This window comes from Pannonibacter indicus (genome assembly GCF_001418225.1).
Classification (GTDB): Bacteria; Pseudomonadota; Alphaproteobacteria; order Rhizobiales; family Stappiaceae; genus Pannonibacter; species Pannonibacter indicus.
Genome location: NZ_LIPT01000001.1, coordinates 13,876 through 35,676, shown reverse-complemented (window position 1 = coordinate 35,676; position 21,801 = coordinate 13,876). Strand labels below are relative to the sequence as shown.

Here is a 21,801-nt window from a genome sequence, read left to right as displayed (position 1 = left end):
ATGAACACTCTGACCATCACTGAAGCTGACCGGGCCCTGATCGGCCTTCTGTCTGAGAACGCCCGCATGCCGGTTGCCGAGCTGGCGCGCCGTCTTGGGCTGTCGCGCACCACGGTTCAGGCCCGCATCGAGCGGCTGGAGCAGGCGGGAGTGATCACCGGCTATGGCCTGCGCCTGTCGCAAGCCTATGAGGCGGCGCAGGTGAAGGCGCATGTGCTGATCACGCTGGTGCCCAAGGCGCTGGCGCGGGTGAGCGCGGAACTGTCCGGCATCCGCGAGGTGCGCCAGCTGCATTCGGTCAGCGGCAGCCACGATCTCATCGCCATCATCGAGGCTGCCTCCGTTGCCGAACTCGACCATCTGATCGACCGGATCGGCGAACTTGATGGCGTGGACCGCACGCTTTCGTCCATCATCCTGTCGACGCGCATCAGCCGTTGAAAGGCGATAATGCGCGATTACAGCCGGAGCCGATGTCATTCCCGGTGAAGGCTTGCGGTTTTGAGGTTCAATTGCGGGCACAAAGGCACTAGAAGTCAGGGTGAACGCAGAATGGCGGCCCGCTTGGCCATGGCCTCTGCCCAAAATTCTGAACAGACACTGACCCGGACCGGAAAACCCATGTCGCTTGCCGATACCATCACCAAGACCTTCGTGCCTATTCACCGGGAGGGCTGGCCTTTCATTGCCATCGCCTTCGTGGCAACGCTGATCCTTGGCTGGTTCCTGACCCCGCTGTTCTATATCGGGCTCTTTCTCACGGGCTGGGTCTGCTACTTCTTCCGAGATCCTGCCCGCGTCACGCCGGTAACCGACGGGCTGGTGATTTCGCCCGCTGACGGCGTCGTCAACCAGCTCGGCCTTTGCGTGCCGCCTGCCGAACTGGCGGCAGATCTTGGCACCGAGCCGATGATGCGGATTTCCGTGTTCATGAACGTGTTCAACTGCCACGTGAACCGCGCCCCTGTCGGTGGCCGCATTGCGCGGGTGGCCTACAAGCCGGGCAAGTTCCTCAATGCGGAACTGGACAAGGCAAGCGAGTTCAACGAGCGCAATGGCCTCGTCATCGAGAATGGCGGCACGAAGATCGGCGTCGTTCAGATCGCAGGTCTTGTGGCCCGCCGCATCGTCTGTTTCGTGCGCGAAGGGGAGAGCATTGGTGCCGGCGAGCGTTTCGGCCTGATCCGCTTCGGTTCGCGCCTTGATATCTACATGCCGGCGGGCACCGTGCCGAAAGTTGCCATGGGCCAGATCATGATTGCCGGCGAAACCGTGCTGGCGGATCTGCGCGAAGGCCCGCAGGCGGTCCAGCACATCACCCGCGTCAGCTGAGGAGAAGCCTTTTGGAGACGCCTTTTGCCAGCTATGAACCCGGCCACGAAGACGGCAAGCCGCGCCGGTCAGGGCGTTTCCGCCAGGTGCCCATGCGTCTCATCCTGCCGAATCTCGTTACGCTTCTGGCGCTCTGCTCCGGCCTGACCGGCATCCGCATGGCCTTCGAGGGGCGGTGGGATTTTGCGGTGGGTGCAGTGCTGATAGCAGCCGTGCTGGATGCGGTGGACGGGCGTGTGGCGCGGATGCTCAAGGGCACGTCGCGGTTCGGGGCAGAGCTGGATTCGCTGGCCGATTTCGTCAATTTCGGCGTCACTCCGGCGCTGATGCTCTACATCTGGCTGCTCCAGGAAGTGAAATCTCTGGGCTGGATTGCCGCGCTCGCCTTTGCCATCTGTGCGGCCCTGCGCCTGGCGCGGTTCAATGCGGCGCTGGATGATCCTGACAAGCCTGCCTGGGCGGTGAATTTCTTCACAGGCGTTCCGGCCCCTGCAGGCGCACTGACGGTGCTTTTGCCCATCTATCTGGAGTTTCTGGGTGTGCTGCCGCACTGGCCCGCATTTGCTCCGGCCGTTGCGCTTTACACGGTCACAATCGGCTTCCTGATGATCAGCCGCCTGCCGACCTATTCCGGCAAGAAGGTGGGCATGCGCGTCCGGCGCGATCTGGTGCTGCCGCTCTTCGTGCTGGCCGTGCTGGTGGTGGCGCTGACCGTCAGCTATCCGTTCCAGATGCTAACCGTGGGCACGCTGGCCTATCTCTCGTCGATCCCCTTTGCCCTGCGCAGCTACCGGGCGCATGTGCGCGCGGACAAGACGCAGGCAAAGGCCGGTGACAAGGGGGATGACAGCGGGGTGGATGACAGCGGGCCGGGCCTTGATCATCCCGGCGAAAAGACGGGCAGTGATACGCCGTGACGGCCTGGTAAGGACTTCTCAATGAACAAAGCCCCCATCCACCGGACGGGGGCTTTTGCTTTTGGGGCCTTGGGTCTATTCCGCAGCGCTGGTCATCGGGGAGCCCGGGCTGTTGGCGGCCTGCCGGCCTGCATTGCCGTGCGAACCCGGGCCGGAGCCCGGTTGTCTGCCCGTCACCCGCTGCCAGAGCCGTCTGGCAGAACCAGCCCAGACACCGGGCATGGCGATCATCACCGGGATCAGCACCAGCGTCAGCAGGGTGGAGAAGCCGAGGCCGAAGATCACCGCCGTGGACAATTGCACCCACCAGCCGGAGGTGACGCCGCCGAGGGCGATTTCCCGGTTGAGGAAGTCCAGATTGATCTGGGCGGCCATCGGAATGAGCCCGGCAATCGTGGTGATCGTGGTCAGCATGATCGGTCTGAGGCGCTGGGCCGAGGTTTTCAGGATGGCGTCCAGCGTGGGCAGGCCGTCTTCCCGGAAGCGGTTGAACGTGTCCAGCAGGATGATGGCGTTGTTCACCACGATACCCGCCAGCGCGACAATGCCCGTGCCGGTCATGATGATCGAGAACTTCTGCCCCGTCACCCACATGCCCAGCAGCACGCCAAAGACCGACAGAACCACGGTCGTGAGGGTAAGGAAGGTCTGATAGAACGAGTTGTACTGGGTCAGCAGGATCAGGAACATCAGAAAGAGCGATGCAATCATCGCCTTCATCAGGAACTCGCCGGACTCCTTCTGGTCCTTGTCGGCGCCGCGGAAGGCCAGAAGGACATTCGAGGGCCAGTCCTGCGTCTTCAGCCAGCTGTCCAGCTCCTTCACCTTGTCGTCCGGTGTGAAACCGGAGGCCGGATCGACGGTGGCCTTCACCATCATCGAATAAAGGCCGTCACGCCGGGTGATGGATGAGACCTTCGGTGCCGCCTCGCGCTTGATGAAGTTGGCAAGCGGCACCAGACCAAGCGGCGTCTGCAGGCGCAGCTCGTCAAACCGGTCGAGCGTGCGTTCATCGCGCGGCAGGCGCACGCGGATGTCCACCTCGTCCTCGCTGTCTGCCGGGCGGTACTTGCCGATCAGCACGCCGTTGGTGACAAGCTGCACCATGCTGCCCACCGGCACGATGCTGGCCTGATAGCGCCCGGCATGAGCCCGGTCGATGGTGATGTGCCATTCGATGCCGGGCAGGGGGCGGTCATCCTCCTGATCGATCAGGCCGGGCATGGTGTTCACATGCTCGCGGATGCGGGCAATGGTTTCGGTCAGTGTCTTGTAGTCGGTGGATTTCACCTCAAGCTGGATGTCCTTGCCGGTCGGCGGGCCGCCCTCGATCTTGCGGGTTTCCACCTTGATGCCGGGCAGGGGGGCCGTACGCTCCCGGATTTCCTGAAAGATTTCCACGGCCTTGCGGCGGCAGCAATAATCCTCGAATTCCAGCTGCAGTTCGCCGATCACGTCGGCAGGCTTGTCACGCGGGCCATCGAGCGACGGGCCGCCGCCGCCGCTGCCGCCGGGGGGGAAGGCGGAGGTGACCACGTTCATCACGCCGGCAGTCTGCAGCACTTCCCGTTCAACGCCCATGACGATGTCGCGGGCCTCGGCTGCGGACAGGTTGCCTCGGGCCGAGACCAGCACCACCGCCTGCTTCGGCTCTTCATCGACGAAGAATTCGACGCCCGTGCTGTGGGTCATGAAGCCGATGGTGATGAAGGCGCAGAGCCCGGCCATGGCGGCAAGGGCTACGAGATTGCCGATGGGGTTCCCGGCAAGCAGTTTCAGCCCGCGCACATAGAAGCCGGTGAGGCCGGTAACCTCGCGCACCTCGAAAGCATGGTTGCCGGAGAGGACCTCCGCCTCCTGCCGTGCCTCTTCGGCGCGCAGCGCCGCGCGCCGCTTCAGGATGGCAACGGCGGGGACGAGCAGCCGGTGACTGACAAAACCGGCCAGGATGAAGGCTGCGATGGCAAGGCCATTCACGGCAAGTGCGGGCAGCGCGGCAAGGGCCGGAGCCGTGAGAACCGTCGTCGCGGCCAGGGCCGCAAAGACCAGGGCCAGAACCACCGCTGCATGGTGTGCCATCCAGTGGAACCCGGTGGCGAAGAGGCCACCGGTGACCGGGATGAAGACCGTTGCCGTCAGCAGCGAGGCGGCCAGCACGATGATCACCATGATGGGCAGATAGCTCATGAACTCGCCTGCCACACCCGGCCACATCAACATGGGCAGGAAGGCGGCAAGGGTCGTCGCCGTGGAGGAGAAGATCGGCCAGAACATCAGCTTGGCCGCGCGGATATAGGCCTCCCGGTCCTCCATGCCCTCGGCGATCTTGCGGTCGGCATATTCCACCATGACGATGGCGCCATCCACCAGCATGCCCACGGTCAGCACGAGGCCGAACATGACCATGATGTTCACGGTGTAGCCAAGCCCGGCCAGGATCAGGAAGCCGACCATGAAGGATGTTGGAATTGCAAGGCCCACAAGCAGCGCGGAGCGCAGGCCCAGCGAGCCGACGATCAGCACCATGACGAGAAAGATGGCCGTCAGGATCGAGGACTGCAGCGAGCCGAGAACCTCGAAAATGTTCTCCGACATGTCCAGCATGACGCTGACGCGGATCGTCTGCGGCCAGTCCTTCGTTGCCTCGGCAATGACGGCACGGACCGCGGCATTGTTCTCGATCACATTGGTGCCGATGCGCTTGGTCACATTCAGCGCAATCGCCGGTTCGCCATTGACGCGGATGAAGGAGGTGGCATCCTTGAAGGTGCGGCGGATTTCAGCCACGTTGCCCAGTGTGACGACGCCTTCGCCCGCCTGTTTCAGCGGCAGGGAATAGACATCTTCCGCCGTTTCGAGAAGGCCGGGAACCTTGACGTTGAAGCGTCCCGATCCGCTGTCGAGGAAACCGGCGGGCACCAGCTGGTTGTTCTGCGTCAGGGAAGTGATCAGCTCCTGCTGGGTGATCGCATAGGATTCCAGCTTGCGGCTGTTGATCAGCACTTCCAGCAGCTCTTCCCGGTGACCCGCCAGATCAGCAGAGCGGACTGTGTCCACGGCCTCGATCTGGTCCTTCAGGCGCCGGGCATAGGTGTAGAGCGTGCGCTCGGGGACACTGCCCGACAGGGCAACGGTCAGGGTCGGGGCGAGCGCGAAGTTGGTTTCGGAAATGGTGGGCTCGTCCGCATCGGCGGGCAGCTTGGACTTGGCCTGATCCACCTTGTCGCGCACATCCGACATCGCCTTGTCCTTGTCAAAGGAGATGTCGAATTCCAGCACGATGCCGGCATGGCCTTCCGAGGCGATGGCCGTCAGTTCCTTCAGGCCATCAAGGCCGCGCAGCTCCGTTTCCATGGGCCGCACCAGCAGGCGCTCTGCGTCTTCCGGCGAGATGCCCTGCTGGGAGATGGAGACGTAGAAGACCGGAACGTCGATATCCGGGTTCTCTTCCTTGGGGATGGTTATGTAGCTGAGCGTCCCGCCAAAGACGAGCGCCAGCAGGAGCATGAGCACCGTCTTGGGGCGGCGCAGGATGGCTTCGAGGGCGTTGATCATCCTTTTGCCTCCGCGCTCATAACCGGTTCGACCAGCTGGCCCTCACCGACGAAATCCTGTCCGACGGTGATGACGTCAACTGTGTCCGGCAATCCGGTGATCCAGATGCCGTCATTCTCGCTGCCTGCAATCACCACGGGCAGGAAGCGTACGCGGTTGTCCGCATCGACGCTGCGCACGCCGACGCGCCCGTCATCATCCAGCGTCAGGATTGCCGGGCTGACGCGGTGGGCCTGACCTTGAGACAGTTCCATCCGGGTAACGGCGGTCATGCCATCACGGGCAAGGCCGTCCGGGTTGGGCAATTCCACCTCGATGCGGAACGTCCGGGTGTCGGGATTGGCGGCCGGCGCGATGTAGCGCACATGGCCTTCCATCTTCACGCCGCCGACCAGCTCGACACTGGCCGGCATGTTGAGGCTGAGACCTGAAATATTCAACTCGGACACCTGGCCAACGGCGATCATCGGATCGGAATTCACCACCGTGCCGCAGGCCGCGCCCACGGAAAGATGATCGCCGACACGCGCCATCGGGCTTTCCACCACGCCGGCAATGGGCGAGCGGATGACGGTGCGGTCCAGCTCCAGCTCGGCTTCCTGCAGGCGCGCATCGGCGGCATCGAGGGATGCCTTCAGTGCAGCCACGCGGTTTTCCGTGGCAAAGCCTTTCGAGCTGAGTTGCGTTGCGGCGTCATAATCGGCGCGGGCCTGTGCGAGGACGGCCTTTGCCTCCAGCACGCGGGCCTCGCGGGTGCCCTTGTCGATCACGCAAAGCACATCGCCAGCGCTCACCGTGCCGCCTTCGCGGGCCGGGCGTTCAACAATCCGCCCCGCCGTTTCGGCGCGCACGGAAACCTTGGCGAAGGCTTCGGTGCTGCCGCGCACCTCCAGCATGGCCGAGCGCGGTTCGGCCACAAGCCGGGAAACCTGGACACGGAAGGGCTTCACATCCGCAGCGTTCTGCCGTTCGGCAATGGGCGGGGCGGCATGGGCCTCGTCCCCCAGTCCACCGACCACCAGAGTGCCGCTCCACATCCACAGGCCAACGCCACCGGCAATGCCTGCGGCCAGCAGCACAGAGAAATTAACACGCATGAAATTCGCTCCGTTGGTCAGGGCCTGCTTATTCGGCAGCCAGCGGTGTCTGGATGACTGGAGGGCTTGTTTCCTGCACGGCCTCGCCATCAGCGATGGTCTCCAGCTCTGTGCGGTTGGCCTCCAGATATTCAATTTTCCGGGTCATGCAGTCGATGCCGTAGCCGATGCTCCAGAGCATGCCCTTGTTTGCGGCTGTATCCGGCACCCGGGACCTCAGCTCGCTCAGCTGATTGAGCTTGAGGCGTGTCTGCTCGATCTGCTGGTCCAGTGCCCTGCGTATGGCGGCTCCGCCGGCCTGCTTTGCGCACATGGCCACCAGAAGGAACGGAGAGCGGAAAATGTCGGGCGGCAGCTCCTCCTGCAGCATGTCCAGCAAGGCGGCACGCCCGGCCTGCGTGATGCTGTAGACCTTGCGGGCTGGTTTGCCGGGCAGCTTTTCCTCCCGCATGGTGACGAGACCGTCCGCTTCCAGCTTGGCCAGGGCCGGATAGATCGACCCGTAGCTTGCATCTTCAAAATAGCTGAAACAGCCGGAGGTCGATTCCTTGCGGATCTCGTATCCAGTGGCATCTCCCGCCGAGAGCATGGCAAGGCAGAGGCGGCGTACACTCATCTGGATGGGTCCCTGACATCAGGCCCTGAGACGGGCTTTCGATGTATCATACCGATATATATCGATTGAGTATATAGAGTTCACGAAACGAACTTTAAGAGGGCGGAAAGGTAAAATTCAAAGAGACGTTTTGCCGCCTTTTGGAGGATTGATTGCCAGGGCTGGGAGGGGCATTGTTTCAATATGGCGAAACTGCTTCGCCGCGTGAGGAGGCTCCGTTCATGCCCATTCTGTCCCGTCTGCGCCTCAATCTTCGCAGAGCCAGGTTTCTGCCCGAAAATCCGCTGCTGCGGCTTCTGGCGGTGAATGCTCTGTCCGGCTCTGTTGTGGCGCTTGTGGTGGTGGGTGGTCTTTTTGCCTCCAACGCGGGCGGGCTCTATGATCTGGTCGCCAATGCCAGTGATCCGGCGGTGCCGGTGATCCTGCTCGCCTTCGGCTTTATCATCACGCTGGGCTCAGCCGCGATGGGAACGGCCGTCATGATGCTGCCGCGCGATGGCGGGAATGACAGCGGCCGTGGCCGCCGCGAACGGGCCTGCCGGGGACTGCCGGGCGAGCCGGTGCTGATCCCTGTCCCGGTGCACTCCACCCCGCAGCGGACGGTGCGGCGCGGCTGATTAATCTCTTTGCAGTGCCTGCCGTCAGAACACGGCTTGCCAAAGCGGCCTGTTCCGGCTTCCATGGATCCTGTTTGCGAGTTGATTTGCAAAAGGATTTGAAGGCGCATGGACGCATCCTACCCGCGTGATCTCGTTGGCTATGGCCGCCAGATTCCCGATCCGCAATGGCCCGGCGAGGCCAATGTGGCGGTTCAGTTCGTGATCAATTACGAGGAGGGCGGGGAGAACAACATCCTGCACGGGGATGCCGCGTCCGAAGCCTTCCTGTCGGAAATCGTCGGCGCGCAGGCCTGGCCCGGCCAGCGCCACTGGAACATGGAATCCATCTACGAATACGGCTCGCGTGCCGGCTTCTGGCGCCTGTGGCGCATGTTCACCAGCCGCAACATCCCCGTCACCGTCTATGGTGTTGCCACCGCGCTCGCCCGCAATCCGGATGTGGTGGCGGCCATGAAGGAGGCCGACTGGGAAATCGCCTCACACGGGCTCAAGTGGATCGAATATGCCGACATGGCCGAAGAGGAAGAGCGGGCGCACATGCAGGAGGCCATCCGCCTGCATGAAGAGGTCACCGGCTCCCGTCCGCTCGGCTGGTACACCGGCCGCTGTTCCATGAACACCCGCAAGCTGGTGATGGAGGAGGGCGGTTTCCTCTATGACAGCGACAGTTACGCGGACGATCTGCCCTATTGGGTGGAAGGTCCCTCCGGCCCGCATCTGGTGATCCCCTATACTCTGGACGCCAACGACATGCGCTTTGCGACGCCTCAGGGCTTCAACTCGGGCGATCAGTTCTTTGCCTATCTGAAGGACAGTTTCGACACACTCTATGCCGAAGGCGAGGCGGGCAGCCCGAAGATGATGAACATCGGTCTGCACTGCCGTCTCGTTGGGCGGCCCGGACGCGCTGCGGCTCTGGCGCGCTTCCTCGATTATGTCGCATCACATGAAAAGGTCTGGCTCGCCCGGCGTATCGACATCGCATGGCACTGGCACGCCCACCACGCGGCAGGCTGAATGGCAGCCGGGGAGGGGTGTGATGGGGAGCGGGCAGGACAGGATGAGCGGCGGATTGACCTGTTGGGAGAATGCTGGCTCGTTCGCATGGTACGGCGCTTCAGCTCCCCTCCAGCGGGGCACTGTTCACTTTGGACGCACGGAGAAGGATTGGGCCTTCGCTTTGCCGCAGCGCCCCTCTCCCCCCTTGAGGGGGCATCTCCCCCTCAAGGGGGGAGAGGGGCTGGAGCCTGACTGGCAGTCCGTTGCAGACACTGCCTGCAAGGGGGAGAGGGGCGCTGCGGTCATTTGCAGCGCAGGCCTCGCCCCATGAGCGCCGCTGCATCCCTGCCGCGTTATCACCTGTATGGTGAGACGGAAGGGGCTTCCGAATTTGATTTCTTTCACATTGAAACGATCCGGGCGCGGTCGCTGGCGCTGGGCTGGCAACTGGAACTGCATGCCCATCAGCATCTGGCGCAGATCCTCCATATCTCGAAGGGCGGCGGGCGGCTGATCGAGGCGGACGGGGAGCGGGAGATCCGGGCGGGCGGCATTGCCTTCACCCCGCCGGGCGTGCTGCATGGCTGGAGCTTTTCACCGGAAACGGAAGGCTATGTGGTTTCCTTCACGCCCGACTATCTGGTGGCGGGTGGCGAAAGCCGCAGCGATGCGGAGCGGGCGGCGCTGACCTCGGCTGGCAACACCTTGCTGCATCCGCAAGGGCATGAGACGCGGCTATCCTTCTATTTCGGCGAGATGGCGCGGGAGTTTGACGAAGGCGCGCGGCGTCGGGCCTTCTTCCGGCCGCTGGTGGCGCTCAGCCTGCTGATCGTCTTTCCCGGAGAGATGGCAGGCTCTACCGGCAGGCCGCCCGGCTTCTCCCTGTTCCGTTTCCGGCAACTGGTGGAAGACATGTTCCGCAGCGGGCAGGGGGCGGAGGCCTATGCGGCGGAGATGGGGCTGACGGTGCAGCGGCTCAACCGCTATTGCCGCCTGTTTACGGGCCGCACCGTGGCGCAGAATGTGCGTGACCGGCTCATTCTGGAGGCAAAGCGTCTTCTGGCCTTCTCGGGGCTTTCCGTCTCGCAGGTGGCCTATGACCTCGGCTTTGAAGACCCGGCTTATTTCTCCCGCGTGTTTCGCAAGGAAACCGGCGAAGCCCCCGCCGACTTCCGCGCCCGCCACATGAGCAGCGGCGCGCCGGACAGCCCCCTTTCCGATGCTGCCCGGCAGGAGCCGTCTCAGTAAGGCAGTCCCACGTAGTTTTCAGCAAGGCTGGTCTGGGCGGCTTTGGAGCTGGCCAGATAATCCATGTCGGCCTGCTGGATGCGGGCGTTGAAGGCGCCCAGTTCCGGGAACTGGTGCAGCAGGGTGGTCATCCACCAGGAGAAGCGTTCCGCCTTCCAGATGCGTGCCAGCGCCTTGGCCGAATAGGCATCGATGCCTGCGCTGGACTTCTCGCCGTAATATTCGATGAGGCCGGAGGACAGGTAGTGGATGTCCGAAGCGGCAAGGTTCAGCCCCTTGGCGCCGGTCGGCGGCACGATGTGTCCTGCGTCACCGGCCAGGAACAGCCGGCCGAAGCGCAGCGGCTCGGCGACGAAGCTGCGCAGCGGGGCAATGCTCTTCTCGATCGAGGGGCCGGTTTTCATGTTGGCGGCGGCTTCCTCGCCGAGGCGCAGCTTCAGCTCGTCCCAGATCCGCGTGTCCGGCCATTCCTCCAGCGGCGCATCCAGCGGCACCTGCACATAGTAGCGGCTGAGGGTGTGCGAACGCATGGAGGCGAGGGCGAAACCACGCGGGTGGTTGGAATAGATCAGCTCATGGTCGCAGGGCGGTACATGCGAGAGAATGCCAAGCCAGCCAAAGGGGTAGATCTTTTCATATGTTGTGATGGATTTTTCCGGCACGCTCGCCCGCGCCACACCATGATAGCCATCGCAGCCGCAGATGAAGTCGCAGGCGATCTCGTGTGTCACCCCGTCCTTCTTCCAGGTGACGCGGGGATGATCCGTATCGAAGTCGAGCGGCGTCACGTCTTCGGCGTCATAGATCACCTGCGCGCCCCGGGCCGAATGGGCCTCCATCAGGTCGCGGGTCACTTCCGTCTGGCCATAGACCATCACCGGCGTGCCGGTCAGACCCTTGAGGTCCATGCGCAGGCGCGTCTCGCCGACCGAGAGCGTGAAGCCGTCATGCGGCAGGCCTTCCTTGTGCATGCGCGCTGCCACGCCTGCCTTTTCCAGCATGTGAACCATGCCCTGTTCCAGCACCCCGGCGCGGATGCGCGAGAGCACGTAATCGGGGCTCTTGCGCTCCAGCACGAGGCAATCGATGCCGGACAGATGCAGAAGCTGGGACAGCAGCAGGCCGGATGGGCCCGCGCCAATGATGACGACCTGGGTGCGCATGGAGTTCCTCCTCATTTCTCATGCGGACGGGATCTCCCGCGCTTCCCCGGTGAGGGAAACGGCCTTGCCCGTCCTCTTGGGACCATGATGGCTGCGCTGCCCTCCCGCTTGAATGGACGATCCGCCGCAATCAGTTGGACAATTTGGCAGCAAGGGGCGTCCAGGCTGCTGCTGGCGCTGGAATTTGCCGCTGCTTTCCGCTAAATCCCCGGCCCATGACCAGAAACGCAAATATCCGCGATGAAGCCCTGAGCGTGGACGTGCGCCCGCCGGCCGTCATCCTGTGTGAGCCGCAGCTTGGCGAGAACATCGGCACGGCTGCCCGTGCCATGGCCAACTTCGGCCTGACCGACCTGCGCATCGTCAACCCGCGTGACGGCTGGCCGAGCGAGAAGGCCCGCGCCGCGGCCTCCCGCGCTGACCATGTCATCGACACGGTGCAGGTGTTCGACAGCGTGGAGGCGGCGATTGCCGATCTCACCTTTGTTTACGCCACCACCGCCCGCTCGCGCGAAGTCGCCAAGCCCGTGCGCGGGCCGGATGAAGCGGCAGCCCGGGTCGTGCCGCTGGGCGCCAAGGGCATGGCCACGGGCTATCTCTTCGGGCGCGAGCGCTGGGGCCTCAACAACGAGGAAGTGGCGCTGGCAGACGAAATCCTGACGCTGCCGGTCGATCCCAATTTTGCCTCGCTCAACATCGCCCAGGCGGTGCTGGTCTGCGCCTATGAGTGGCGCAAGACGGCGACTGCCGGTGCGCTGCCCTTCGGGCTTGATGTGGAAGCCAACCCGCCTGCGGCCAAGGACGATATCCTGCGCCTGTTCGAGCATCTGGAAGGGGCGCTGGACCGGGTGTCCTTTTTCCGTCCCGTCGAGCGGCGGCCACACATTGTCCGCAATATCCGCAATATCTTCCAGAAGGCCACGCTGACCGACCAGGAAGTGAAGACGCTTCGCGGCATCATCGCGGCATTGGAAGGCCGGCCCACACGGCCGCGCAAGGACCAGCCGGATGGCGCCCGCCGTGTCAGTGAGGACGGTGCGGGCGAAGAGGCTGCGCGAGAGGATGACCACGAATGACAAAACCGGTGCTCGTCTTTGACTCTGGCATAGGCGGGCTCACGGTGCTGCGCGAGGCGCGGGTATTGATGCCCGAGCGCAGCTTTGTCTATGTGGCCGATGATGCAGGCTTTCCCTATGGCGGCTGGGAGGAGGAGGCGCTCAAGGCACGGCTCATCTCCCTGTTCCGCGATCTCCTGCACCGGTTCGACCCGGAAGTGGCGGTTGTGGCCTGCAACACGGCTTTCACCCTTGCCGGGGCGGATCTGCGCGCCGCCTTCCCGCACATGAAATTCGTTGGCACGGTGCCTGCCATCAAACCGGCGGCGGAACGCACCCGCTCGGGTCTTGTTTCCGTGCTGGCCACGCCCGGCACGGTGAAGCGTGCCTACACGCGCGATCTCATCCAGTCCTTTGCCAGCCAATGCCATGTGCGGCTGGTCGGCTCGGTCAATCTTGCCAGTATGGCGGAGGCCTATATCCGGGGCGAGGGCGTTGATGACGAGGCGCTGACGGCCGAGATCCGTGATTGCTTCTATGAAAGAGAAGGCGCGCGGACGGATATCGTCGTGCTGGCCTGTACTCATTACCCCTTCCTTGCCAATGTCTTCCGCCGCCTTGCCCCCTGGCCGGTGGACTGGATTGATCCGGCGGAGGCGATTGCCCGGCAGGCGCGGCGCATTGTGCCGGCGATAGACGCGCTGCGCGCCGATTCCCGGCCAGACCGGGTGGTTTTCACGTCAGACACGCCGGATTTTGCCACCCGCCGCCTGATGCAGGGCTTTGGCCTATCCTTGCTGGTTTAAGAAAAACTGCAGGATTGCGCGCAAAAACGGCTGAGATGGCCTGCCTGCATTTGACATTCGCCCCTGCCTCGTCTATGCACCCGCGATCCGTGCGGGGCTTTGCCTCGCCGGTCCACGCACCCGTGGGGTTTTCCGGCCGGCGCCGTTCAGCTGGACCCCTGTCGATCCTGTTCCTTGCGAACGGGGTAAAGGAGGGCGCGTTTCCTTATAAAATGAGCCAACCGACACAAGGAAACAGCGATGTCGAAGCGCCACAGCGTAAAGTACAAGATTGATCGCCGCATGGGCGAGAACATCTGGGGCCGCTCCAAGAGCCCGGTCAACAAGCGTGAATACGGCCCCGGCCAGCACGGCCAGCGCCGCAAGGGCAAGCTCTCCGACTTCGGCGTGCAGCTGCGCGCCAAGCAGAAGCTCAAGGGCTACTACGGCAACATCTCCGAAAAGCAGTTCCAGAAGGTTTACACCGAAGCTTCGCGCATGAAGGGCGACAGCTCCGAGAACCTGATCGGCCTGCTGGAGCGCCGCCTGGACGCCATCGTCTACCGCGCCAAGTTCGTCCCGACCGTGTTCGCTGCCCGTCAGTTCGTCAATCACGGCCACGTTAAGGTCAACGGCAAGCGCGTCACCATCGCCAGCTACCGTTGCCGCCCGGGCGACGTCATCGAGGTCCGTGACCGCTCTAAGCAGCTCGCCATGGTTCTCGAGGCTTCCCAGTCGAGCGAGCGTGACGTGCCGGAATACCTGGCCGCTGATCACAGCAAGATGACCGTCACCTTCACCCGCGTGCCGTCCTTCTCGGAAGTGCCGTACCCGGTGCAGATGGAACCGAACCTCATCGTCGAATTCTATTCGCGCTAAGGTTTCCAGCCCAGCTGGAGAAAAGGCCGCCCTCCGGGGCGGCCTTTTTGCATTCTTGGGGGTATAGCCGCTCACGATGCTGGCGTTACGCAAGGTCTACCGCGCATTCCGGGCCGCCCCAGTGCTTGATGCCGGGCTGTGCATTACGCCGGGAGTGAGGCGGCGTTCTTGCCTCACACCTCTGGTACGGGCAATCCGCGCACGAGGTCGCGCAGGCCCTGGGCATAGGCCTGGCGCAGGGTGAGGAGATAGGCGTCATCCTCGTCAAAGGTGTGCAGGTGCTCTGCCGTCAGGCTGTCCTTGCCATAGACCATCAGGTCGATCGGCGGGCCGACGGACAGGTTGGAGCGGATGGTGGCGTCGAAAGAGAGCAGGGCCAGCTTCGCGGCCTCTGCCGGGTCCGTTTCCAGCGTCAGCAGCCGGTCGAGGATCGGCTTGCCGTATTTGGTCTCACCGATCTGCAGGAAGGGCGTGCGCTCGGAGGCTTCCATGAAGTTGCCGGCGGAATAGACCTGGAACAGGCGCGGCTCCTCGCCGCGGATCTGGCCGCCGACAAGGAAGGAGGCGGCCGGATCGCCATAGGGCTTCACGAAGGAGGCATCCCGGTTCAGCACCTCGCGCAGGGTGTCGCCTACCTTCCGAGCCGCATCGAACAGAGTCAGCGACTGGGTCATGTCCCGGTGGAAGTCGCCGCTGCCATAGCTCTGCTTCAGCTGCGAGATCACTGCCTGCGTGGTGGCGAGATTGCCTGCCGACAGCACGGTGATGATGCGCTCGCCCGGTGTCTCGAAGGTGGACATCTTGGAGACGGTGGCGATCTGGTCGACGCCCGCATTGGTGCGGGAGTCTGACGCAAGGATCAGGCCGGTGCGAAGCAGGATGCCGAGGCAATAGGTCATGCGGGGAGCCGACTCGCGCGAGTGATTGTCATTTTCCCTGTCTAACCCATTTGCGCCCCATGCCCAAATGCGGCTTCTGGACGGGTTTCGCTGGCCCTGTGGCCTTGCAGCCCTTTACAAGCGGCGGCTCTGCCGTCTAAGGGGAAGGGCCGGGCGCGCGGCGGCGTTCCGCATGCGCAAGGGCCCGCGAGTTTTTGCCCAGTTTTCGCAATCCGGACCACCACGATGAGTGCCACCGACCTGACCAGCGGCCCCGAGGCGGGCCTCTCCGCCGATGCGGCTGCATCCGCAGCCCTGATGGACCTGCCGGAGGATGACAGCGGCTGCCCGGTGATGCTGCGCAACGCGCCTTCGACGGTGGAGTTCAAGAAGCTGCGCAAGCGCCTCTTGCGCGAAGTGCGCCAGGCCATTGACGATTACGGCATGGTGCCTGCGGATGCCACCGTGAAGCGGCCGAAGTGGCTGGTGTGCCTCTCCGGCGGCAAGGACAGCTACACGCTGCTGGCCGTGCTGATGGATCTGAAGTGGCGCGGGCTGCTGCCGGTGGATCTTCTGGCCTGCAATCTCGATCAGGCCCAGCCAGGCTTTCCGCCAGAGATCCTGCCCGCCTTCTTTGAAAAGAACGGCATCGAGAACATCATCGTGCGCGAGGACACCTTCTCCATTGTCACGGCGAAGATCCCGGCGCACAAGACCTATTGCTCGCTGTGCTCGCGCCTGCGCCGCGGCATTCTCTACCGTATCGCGCGGGAGCAGGGCTGCGAAGCCATCGTGCTGGGCCACCACCGTGAGGACATTCTGGAAACATTCTTCATGAACCTCTTCCACGGCGGGCGCCTTGCCTCCATGCCGCCGAAGCTGGTCAATGACGAGGGCGACCTGATGGTGCTGCGCCCGCTTGCCTATTGCGCCGAAAGCGATGTGGCGAAGTTTGCTGCCGGCATGCAGTTCCCGATCATCCCCTGCAATCTCTGCGGCTCGCAGGATGGGTTGCAGCGCGAGGAAGTGAAGCGCATGCTGATGGACTGGGAGCGCGCCTCTCCGGGCCGCCTCGGCGTCATGGCGCGGGCGCTGGCCCACACCCGGCCTTCGCATCTCCTCGACCGCAGTCTCTTCGACTTTGCCTCCCTGCGCCCCGGCGAGAACAACGGCGGTGAAGCGCGTGACGCGGAAGAGCCCTGCGGCGCCGGCCTTGCCATGACGCGCAATCTCTTCGCGGCTGAGTAGCCGCAGTTCCCGGCAAGACGTGCAGCCCGGCAGTATGCCTCAGGCCCGGAAAGCTGACAGCTCTGCACGGGTCTGACCTGCGCCTGAAAACTCGCTCCTGTCCGGGCCGGGCACAGCATCGCGCCCTTCAAAGCCGCCAGCCGGCTGGTTGCGGATGAGGATGGTGAGCCCGGCATCCGGCTGTTCCCCGGCCTGCACGGCGAGCCCGCCATGGGCCTTGCAGGCCTGCTGGGCATCGATCCTGCCTGCGGGGGCAAAGATGACCAGCCGGGCGCAATCAATGCGGGCCAGTTCCACATCCTTCTGCCCGGAACCGCTGCCCATCAGCACCACAGCCGCCAGAGCGGCCGCAAACGTCAGCGGCAGCACCACGGCCGCCGCACGCAGCGCCTGTACCGCCTTGCCGCCCCTTGCTGCCTTGCCTGCCTGCGGCAGGGGCAATGTCTTTGCCAGCATCCGGGCGGTCCTGCCGATCTGTCTCCGTGCCTGCCGTGCTGCCAGTCTCAGCGCTTTCATCCCCATGGTACCATTCCCGTTCCACTCCGGCCGGCCCTTCGCCAGCCTCATGTTCCGAAGACTGCCCCAACCCCCCTGTACCGCACCGGAACCCGCCGTTCATCTGCGGTTCAGGGAAGAGGGGCGGGGAACATGCGCAAACAAAAAAGGCCGGAAGCGCCACCGCTTCCGGCCTTTTCAAGCACTCACGCCAATTGCATCAGGCGGCTGTCGTGGGGATGCCTTTTTCGGTGAAGACGGCCTGGAGTTCCTGGTTCTGGAACATCTCGCGCACGATGTCGCAGCCGCCGAGGAATTCGCCCTTGACGTAGAGCTGCGGGATCGTCGGCCAGTTGGTGAAGTCCTTGATGCCCTGGCGCAGGTCAGCATCTTCCAACACGTTGATGCCCTTGTAGGGCACGCCGATGTAGTCGAGGATCTGAACGACCTGGCCGGAGAAGCCGCACTGCGGGAAGTTCGGCGTGCCCTTCATGAACAGCACGACATCGTTCGTCTCGACTTCGTTCTTGATCCAGTCCTGGATGCTCATTGCCATGTCCTTCCGGGAGTCTTGTCCCTGATGGGCCGGGCTTGGGCCGGCCTGTGCGTTTTACAATTCAGCTGCGGGCCTGCGCCTTGCGGCACCGGCTGGTCCGCGCCGGTTCAGTCTCAATCCATTCCTCACTCGGGGGCGCTTGTTTGAAGGGCGAGGGCATGCAGCGTGCCGCCCATGTTGCCCTTCAGCGCCTGATAGACCATCTGATGCTGCTGGACGCGGCTCTTGCCGCGGAAGGATTCCGAGACCACGCTGGCGGCGTAGTGATCGCCGTCGCCCGCCAGATCGCGCACCTCGACGGTTGCGTCGGGCAGGGCGGCCTTGATCAGGGTGATGATCTCGTTTGCGTCCATCGGCATGTGGTCAGTCCTCTTCCCTCTGAAGTTCCATCCGCGTGTCGCGGTTCCTGGCAGCGGTCAGCCGGCCGCCATGAAGCTGGGGAACCAATTCTCGTGTGCTTCCTTGAGCTTTGCAACGGATATGGTGAGGATACCCTCGACAGTCAATTCACTGCCGCCCACCACACCAAGGCGCTCCACGGCAACGCCTGCGTCCAGCGCATCTTCCTCGAGGCCATCGGCCTCATCGGCCTTGACGGTGACCACGTAGCGGGCCTGATCCTCGCCGAAGAGGGCGGCATGCGCCGGGCCATCCACCTTCACCCTTGCGCCCCGCTTGCCGGACATGGCCATTTCAGCGAGAGCCACGGCAAGGCCGCCGGAGGAGATGTCATGCACGGCGGAAACGCGGGTCTCGCGGATCCAGCCGCGCACCAGATCGCCGTTGCGGCGCTCGGCAGCAAGATCCACCGGCGGCGGTGCGCCTTCCTCGCGGCCCAGCACCTCGTAGAGATACTGCGAGGCGCCCAGATGCGTGCCGGTGCCGCCGATGAGGAAGATCACGTCACCGTCCTCTGCAAAGGCGGCAGAGGCGCGCACATTCACATCCGGCAGCAGGCCGACGCCTGCAATGGCCGGGGTCGGCAGGATCGCCTGGCCATGGGTCTCGTTGTAGAGCGAGACGTTGCCTGAGACGATCGGGAAGTCCAGCGCGCGGCAGGCCTCGCCGATGCCTTTGATGCAGAAGACAAACTGGCCCATGACTTCCGGCTTCTCGGGGTTGCCGAAGTTCAGGTTGTCAGTCACGGCCAGCGGCTCGGCGCCGGTCGCTGTCAGGTTGCGCCAGACTTCGGCTACCGCCTGCTTGCCGCCCTCGAAGGGATCTGCCTCGCAGTAGCGCGGCGTCACGTCGGCGGAGAAGGCAAGGCCCTTGCCAGCGGCATTGACGCGGATGACACCGGCATCGCCGCCCGGACGGGCTGCAGTGTTGCCCTGAATCAGCGTGTCATACTGCTCGTAAACCCAACGGCGGGACGAGCCATTGGGTCCGCCCACCAGCTGCAGCAGGGCAGCGGCGTAATCGGCAGGGGCGGGAATGCTGGCTGCATCCAGCAGCGGGCGCTTTACCGGCTCCACCCAGGGGCGGTCATATTCGGGGGCTTCGTCACCCAGCTCCTTGATCGGCAGGTCGGCCACGACCTCGCCCTGATGCTTGACGATGAAGCGCAGCGTGTCGGTGGTCTTGCCGACGATGGCAAAGTCCAGACCCCACTTGCGGAAGATGGCGGCGGCTTCCTGCTCCTTCTCGGGGCGCAGAACCATGAGCATGCGCTCCTGGCTTTCCGACAGCATCATCTCATAGGCGGTCATGCGCTCTTCGCGCACTGGCACCTTGTCGAGGTCCAGCTCGATGCCGAGATCGCCCTTGGCGCCCATCTCGACGGCGGAACAGGTGAGGCCGGCCGCGCCCATGTCCTGGATGGCGATGACGGCACCGGTGGCCATCAGCTCAAGGCAGGCTTCCAGAAGGCACTTTTCGGTGAAGGGGTCACCCACCTGCACGGTCGGGCGCTTTTCCTCGATGGTGTCGTCGAATTCGGCCGAGGCCATGGTCGCGCCGCCGACGCCATCGCGGCCGGTCTTGGCACCCAGATAGACGACGGGCAGGCCAACACCTTCGGCCTTGGACAGGAAAATGCCGTCCTTCTTGGCAAGGCCGGCGGCAAAGGCGTTGACGAGGCAGTTGCCGTTGTAGCGCGGGTGGAATTCCACCTCGCCGCCCACCGTCGGCACGCCGAAGGAATTGCCATAGCCGCCGACGCCGGCAACGACGCCGGAGACGAGGTGGCGGGTACGCGGATGATCCGGCGCGCCGAAGCGCAAGGCATTCATGGCCGCCACCGGGCGTGCGCCCATGGTGAAGACGTCACGCAGGATGCCGCCCACGCCCGTCGCCGCACCCTGGTAGGGCTCGATGTAGGAGGGGTGGTTGTGGCTTTCCATCTTGAAGACGATCACGTCGTCATCGCCAATGTCCACGACGCCGGCATTCTCGCCCGGGCCCTGCACCACGCGCTCGCCGGTGACGGGCAGGGTCTTCAGCCACTTCTTCGAGGACTTGTAGGAGCAATGCTCGTTCCACATGGCCGAGAAGATGCCGAGTTCGGTGAAGGTCGGCTCGCGGCCGATCAGATCCAGAATGCGCTGGTATTCGTCGGGCTTCAGGCCGTGGGCCGCGACGAGATCTGGCGTGATTTTGATGTCGTTGGGGATCATGGGCGTCCGCAGTCGTCTGGCAGGGTCGTGCCGGGGATGATGTTCGGGGCCGGTTTAACAGATCATCGGCAGGAATGGGAGACTGTTGCGCGGTTTCCAGGGGCTATTTTGGCCGAAGCGTGAAACCGCATCTGTTTGCCGCCCAGGGCAGGCTGATGCGTGCCGTGCGGCCATCCTCAGGCTCCCTTCTGCCTTCGCTGCAACGGCCGTCGTCACGGGCGGGCAGGGACTGCCGCGCTTGGGTTTTTACGCATGCAAGTAGCTGTAAAATTTAACGATTGCTTCAGTCATTTGCCAATACTTACGAGGAAGATATCCTCGGAGGGGCATGATGTTCGGCTTGAAGTCTGCAGCGCCCGCCATTGCGGTGAAGCAGCCAGAATTTGATGTAGCAGCCCTTGTGGGCGCATTGCGTGCCGTTGAAGGGCACCTCGAGCTTCAGGGAACCGGCAGTTTGCCGGCTGAAGTTGTCTCCGCCCTCGCTTCGTTGAAGATGGCTCTCGACCGGGAGAATGAAACGCAGCTGCAGCAGACGGTCGATTATTCCTTGCAGGCAAGCCGCGCAATGGCGGCGACGGCACGTATCACCGGCGAAATCAGGAAGACGGAAAATCGCGCCCGGGCAATCTCCGGCGGCGTTGATGAGCTGACGGCCTCCATCGAGCAGATCGCAGCAACGGCAAGCGAAGCGGCTTATTCGATGGAGGAGGCTCATTCCGTGCTGGATGGCGGGGCAGCCGCCACCCGTAGCGCCGCCGTGTCATCCCGCCGTATTGGCGATTCCTTTGACCGCATGAGCGAGTGTGCCCGCCAGCTTGCCGCTGCCGCCGAGCAGATCGGCATGTTTGTCTCGACCATTGACGGCCTTGCCCAGCAGACGAACCTTCTGGCACTGAACGCCACCATTGAAGCCGCGCGGGCGGGTGAAGCCGGCAAGGGCTTTGCCGTGGTGGCCAGCGAAGTGAAGCAGCTTTCCGGCCAGACGCAGAAGGCCACGGATGATATCCGTGCCCGTATCGAGCGGCTGCAAGTGCATGTCTCGGAGGTTCTGGACACTGTTTCGGTGGTGCAGGACCTTGTGGGCTCCAGCGTGGAACAGGCTGAAGAAGCCGCCGAGAAGATCGGCTCGGTGCTGGGGCATGTCGGCTCCAACAGTTCCCGCATGAACGCCATCTCCGGTCTGTTGCAGGCGCAGAGCGAAGCGGTGCGGGAGATTGCCGAAGGCATTCATGCCGTTGCCAGCCATTCACAGGCAGCAAGCCGTTTTGCTGATGATGTCATCAAGGCGGTTGGCAGTTCCGAAGCCCTGATCAACACCCAGTTTGCGAGCCTCGAAGGGCGCAATGTGCGCAACTACGTGCTGCACCGGGCCAAATCGGATCATCTGCTGTGGAAGAAGCGGCTTTCGGAAATGCTCGTTGGCCTCAACAGCCTGAAGAGTGCGGAGCTTTCGGATCATCACCAGTGCCGTCTCGGCAAGTGGTATGACGCGGTGTCCGACAAGGCGCTTCGCGCCAATCCCGCCTTTAGGGAACTTCTGCCGGTGCATGAGGCTGTGCATACCCACGGCAAGAAGGCTGCGGATCTGCATGCGAAGGGGGATATGAAGGGCGCCGAAGCTGAAATCGCTGCCATGGAGCGGGCCTCCGACGAAGTCCTGTCCCGCATCGACGCACTGTTGCGGGCCACGCGCTGATCTTTTGCTCTGATCTTCTGTGGAAGGCCCTCCCGTTCAGGGGAGGG

General features: G+C 63.6%; 20 protein-coding genes. 11 read left to right on the top strand and 9 right to left on the bottom strand.

Translation table 11 applies throughout. The annotated features are described in order from the left end of the window. The 3 genes from ASC48_RS00180 to ASC48_RS00170 all read left to right on the top strand — a co-directional run bounded on the left by ASC48_RS00180 (window position 1) and on the right by ASC48_RS00170 (window position 2,249). Complete coding sequence (locus ASC48_RS00180; RefSeq protein ID WP_409843017.1) at window positions 1-441, top strand: Lrp/AsnC family transcriptional regulator; 441 nt, start codon at window positions 1-3, stop codon at window positions 439-441. 129 nt (window positions 442-570) lie between these two features. Further along, window positions 571-1,332, top strand: a complete 762-nt coding sequence (locus tag ASC48_RS00175; protein WP_279626029.1) for a phosphatidylserine decarboxylase — start codon at window positions 571-573, stop codon at window positions 1,330-1,332. Between the two features lie 11 nt (window positions 1,333-1,343). Next, window positions 1,344-2,249 (top strand): CDP-alcohol phosphatidyltransferase family protein, encoded by a 906-nt coding sequence (locus tag ASC48_RS00170; RefSeq protein WP_055453838.1) that lies wholly within the window; start codon window positions 1,344-1,346, stop codon window positions 2,247-2,249. Window positions 2,250-2,324: 75 nt separating this feature from the next. Here the strand turns inward: ASC48_RS00170 and ASC48_RS19865 are convergent, their stop codons facing one another. Genes ASC48_RS19865 through ASC48_RS00155 form a run of 3 tightly spaced genes read right to left on the bottom strand, consistent with a single transcriptional unit; the run spans window position 2,325 to window position 7,517 of the window. Beyond that, window positions 2,325-5,804, bottom strand: coding sequence for an efflux RND transporter permease subunit (locus ASC48_RS19865; protein ID WP_055453837.1), 3,480 nt, complete (start codon window positions 5,802-5,804; stop codon window positions 2,325-2,327). Then, window positions 5,801-6,901: an efflux RND transporter periplasmic adaptor subunit gene (locus ASC48_RS00160; RefSeq protein WP_055453836.1), complete on the bottom strand. Its 1,101-nt coding sequence runs from the start codon at window positions 6,899-6,901 to the stop codon at window positions 5,801-5,803. The genes ASC48_RS19865 and ASC48_RS00160 overlap by 4 nt, the downstream gene beginning before the upstream one ends. Window positions 6,902-6,929: 28 nt before the next feature. Next, window positions 6,930-7,517 (bottom strand): PadR family transcriptional regulator, encoded by a 588-nt coding sequence (locus ASC48_RS00155; RefSeq protein ID WP_055453835.1) that lies wholly within the window; start codon window positions 7,515-7,517, stop codon window positions 6,930-6,932. A gap of 221 nt (window positions 7,518-7,738) precedes the next feature. On the opposite strand from ASC48_RS00155, the gene ASC48_RS00150 reads away from it, so the two are divergent. The 3 genes from ASC48_RS00150 to ASC48_RS00135 all read left to right on the top strand — a co-directional run bounded on the left by ASC48_RS00150 (window position 7,739) and on the right by ASC48_RS00135 (window position 10,384). After that, a complete protein-coding gene (locus ASC48_RS00150; RefSeq protein ID WP_072242479.1) occupies window positions 7,739-8,134 on the top strand; it encodes a hypothetical protein in 396 nt (131 codons plus the stop codon). A gap of 108 nt (window positions 8,135-8,242) precedes the next feature. Continuing rightward, complete coding sequence (gene puuE / locus ASC48_RS00145; RefSeq protein WP_055453834.1) at window positions 8,243-9,154, top strand: allantoinase PuuE; 912 nt, start codon at window positions 8,243-8,245, stop codon at window positions 9,152-9,154. A 309-nt stretch (window positions 9,155-9,463) separates the two neighbouring features. Beyond that, a complete protein-coding gene (locus ASC48_RS00135; protein ID WP_208975472.1) occupies window positions 9,464-10,384 on the top strand; it encodes a helix-turn-helix domain-containing protein in 921 nt (306 codons plus the stop codon). Here the strand turns inward: ASC48_RS00135 and pobA are convergent. Further along, a complete protein-coding gene (gene pobA / locus ASC48_RS00130) occupies window positions 10,378-11,547 on the bottom strand; it encodes a 4-hydroxybenzoate 3-monooxygenase (protein WP_055453832.1) in 1,170 nt (389 codons plus the stop codon). The two genes, ASC48_RS00135 and pobA, sit on opposite strands and share 7 nt — an antisense overlap. A 215-nt stretch (window positions 11,548-11,762) precedes the next feature. Here pobA and ASC48_RS00125 point away from each other — a divergent pair, with 215 nt between their 5' ends. The 3 genes from ASC48_RS00125 (at window position 11,763) to rpsD (ending at window position 14,266) form a co-directional block, all read left to right on the top strand. Further along, window positions 11,763-12,623 carry an RNA methyltransferase gene (locus ASC48_RS00125; protein WP_055453831.1) on the top strand — a complete coding sequence of 287 codons (861 nt, stop codon included), beginning with the start codon at window positions 11,763-11,765 and terminating at the stop codon, window positions 12,621-12,623. Continuing rightward, complete coding sequence (gene murI, locus ASC48_RS00120) at window positions 12,620-13,408, top strand: glutamate racemase (protein WP_055453830.1); 789 nt, start codon at window positions 12,620-12,622, stop codon at window positions 13,406-13,408. The genes ASC48_RS00125 and murI overlap by 4 nt, the downstream gene beginning before the upstream one ends. A 240-nt stretch (window positions 13,409-13,648) precedes the next feature. Next, the gene (gene rpsD, locus ASC48_RS00115; RefSeq protein ID WP_055453829.1) at window positions 13,649-14,266 is read left to right on the top strand and encodes a 30S ribosomal protein S4; all 618 of its coding nucleotides are present in this window, start codon (window positions 13,649-13,651) and stop codon (window positions 14,264-14,266) included. 173 nt (window positions 14,267-14,439) lie between these two features. Here rpsD and ASC48_RS00110 read toward each other — a convergent pair whose 3' ends face one another. Continuing rightward, a complete protein-coding gene (locus tag ASC48_RS00110) occupies window positions 14,440-15,165 on the bottom strand; it encodes a proteasome-type protease (RefSeq protein ID WP_055453828.1) in 726 nt (241 codons plus the stop codon). A gap of 297 nt (window positions 15,166-15,462) precedes the next feature. On the opposite strand from ASC48_RS00110, the gene ttcA reads away from it, so the two are divergent. Further along, a complete protein-coding gene (gene ttcA / locus ASC48_RS00105) occupies window positions 15,463-16,392 on the top strand; it encodes a tRNA 2-thiocytidine(32) synthetase TtcA (RefSeq protein WP_141658854.1) in 930 nt (309 codons plus the stop codon). Between the two features lie 39 nt (window positions 16,393-16,431). Here the strand turns inward: ttcA and ASC48_RS00100 are convergent, their stop codons facing one another. The 4 genes from ASC48_RS00100 to purL form a co-directional block, all read right to left on the bottom strand. After that, entirely contained in the window at window positions 16,432-16,848 is a 417-nt protein-coding gene (locus ASC48_RS00100) for a hypothetical protein (protein WP_055453826.1), read from the bottom strand. 259 nt (window positions 16,849-17,107) lie between these two features. Continuing rightward, the gene (gene grxD, locus ASC48_RS00095; protein WP_019964614.1) at window positions 17,108-17,437 is read right to left on the bottom strand and encodes a Grx4 family monothiol glutaredoxin; all 330 of its coding nucleotides are present in this window, start codon (window positions 17,435-17,437) and stop codon (window positions 17,108-17,110) included. A gap of 131 nt (window positions 17,438-17,568) precedes the next feature. Next, window positions 17,569-17,802 carry a BolA family protein gene (locus ASC48_RS00090; protein ID WP_055453825.1) on the bottom strand — a complete coding sequence of 78 codons (234 nt, stop codon included), beginning with the start codon at window positions 17,800-17,802 and terminating at the stop codon, window positions 17,569-17,571. Between the two features lie 57 nt (window positions 17,803-17,859). Then, on the bottom strand, window positions 17,860-20,058 hold the full coding sequence (purL, locus tag ASC48_RS00085; protein ID WP_055453824.1) for a phosphoribosylformylglycinamidine synthase subunit PurL: 2,199 nt from the start codon (window positions 20,056-20,058) through the stop codon (window positions 17,860-17,862). A 331-nt stretch (window positions 20,059-20,389) separates the two neighbouring features. On the opposite strand from purL, the gene ASC48_RS00080 reads away from it, so the two are divergent. Then, window positions 20,390-21,754, top strand: coding sequence for a methyl-accepting chemotaxis protein (locus ASC48_RS00080; protein WP_167345100.1), 1,365 nt, complete (start codon window positions 20,390-20,392; stop codon window positions 21,752-21,754). Window positions 21,755-21,801 lie beyond the last annotated feature (47 nt).